The sequence below is a fragment of the Spongiactinospora sp. TRM90649 genome (assembly GCF_029382225.1).
Lineage (GTDB): Bacteria > Actinomycetota > Actinomycetes > Streptosporangiales > Streptosporangiaceae > Spongiactinospora.
On sequence record NZ_JARLTC010000095.1, the window covers coordinates 1 to 1393 of the forward strand.

A 1393-nucleotide genomic window follows, 5' to 3' on the forward strand; every position below is an offset into this window, starting at 1 on the left:
GGGACTGTACGGTTTTCGGTGTAACTCCTGATCATGGAGAACGCACCTGATGAGTACTGTGATCCAGGCATCGACGGAGATCGACCTGGAGGACGCCGCGGTGGCGCGCAAGAAGCCCGAGAACTCGACGGATCGGGAGCTGGTGGCCAGGCTGGTCGACCAGGCCCGGGCCGAGGGAGTGGAACTGGTCGGTGAGAACGGGCTGCTGGGCCGGCTGACCAAGCTGGTGCTGGAGTCCGCGCTGGAAGGCGAGATCACCGACCATCTCGGCTACGACAAGCACGAGCGAGGCGGCGGCGAGACGGGCAACACTCGTAACGGCAGCCGGTCCAAGACCGTCATCACCGATGTCGGGCCGGTCGAGATCACCGTGCCGCGCGATCGGGACGCGACCTTCGAGCCGAAGATCGTGCGCAAGCGGCAGCGGCGCCTGTCCGGCGTGGATGAGATGGTCATCTCCCTGGCCGCCAAGGGCCTGACCACCGGCGAGATCTCCGCGCACCTGGCCGAGGTGTACGGCGCCGACGTCTCCAAGCAGACCATCTCCACCATCACCGACAAGGTGCTGGAGGGCATGACCGAGTGGCAGAACCGGCCGCTCGACCCGGTTTACCCGGTGATCTTCATTGATGCCATTCATGTGAAGCTGCGCGAGGGCCAGGTCGCCAACCGGCCCATCTACGTGGCGCTGGCCGTCACCGTCGACGGCGAGCGCGACATCCTCGGGTTGTGGGCCGGCGACGGCGGCGAAGGCGCGAAGTTCTGGCTGCACGTGCTCACCGAGATCAAGAACCGCGGCGTCGGTGACGCTTTGATGGTGGTCTGCGATGGGCTCAAGGGCCTGCCGCAGGCCATCGAGCAGACCTGGCCGGCGGCCGTCGTGCAGACGTGCGTGGTGCACCTGCTGCGCGCCTCGTTCCGCTACGCCGCCCGGCAGCACTGGGATGCTGTGGCCAAGGCGCTCAAGCCGGTCTACACCGCCCCGACCGAGGCCGCCGCCCTGGAGCGGTTCTTGGAGTTCGCGGAGGTCTGGGGCGGCAGGTATCCGGCGATCGTGAAGTTGTGGGAGAACGCCTGGGCCGAGTTCGTGCCCTTCCTCAGCTTCGATACCGAGATCCGCCGGGTGATCTGCTCGACCAACGCCATCGAGTCGGTCAACGCCCGCATCCGGCGGGCGGTCAAGGCCCGCGGCCACTTCCCCAACGAGCAGGCCGCGCTCAAGTGCGTCTACATGGCGATCATGAGTCTGGACCCGACCGGCAAGGGCCGCAAACGCTGGATCACCCGCTGGAAGGCGGCGTTGAACGCCTTCGCCATCACCTTCGAAGGCCGGCTGACCCCGACCACTCGATAACTAGTCAAGATCGAGATACACCGAAAACTGGACACACCC

The 1393-nt window shown here is 66.3% G+C and carries 1 protein-coding gene; it reads left to right on the forward strand.

What is annotated here, in order from left to right; translation table 11 throughout:
* Positions 1 to 49 precede the first annotated feature (49 nt).
* Entirely contained in the window at positions 50 to 1354 is a 1305-nt protein-coding gene (locus P3X83_RS43135) for an IS256 family transposase (RefSeq protein ID WP_277311251.1), read from the forward strand.
* The last annotated feature ends 39 nt before the right edge of the window (positions 1355 to 1393 follow it).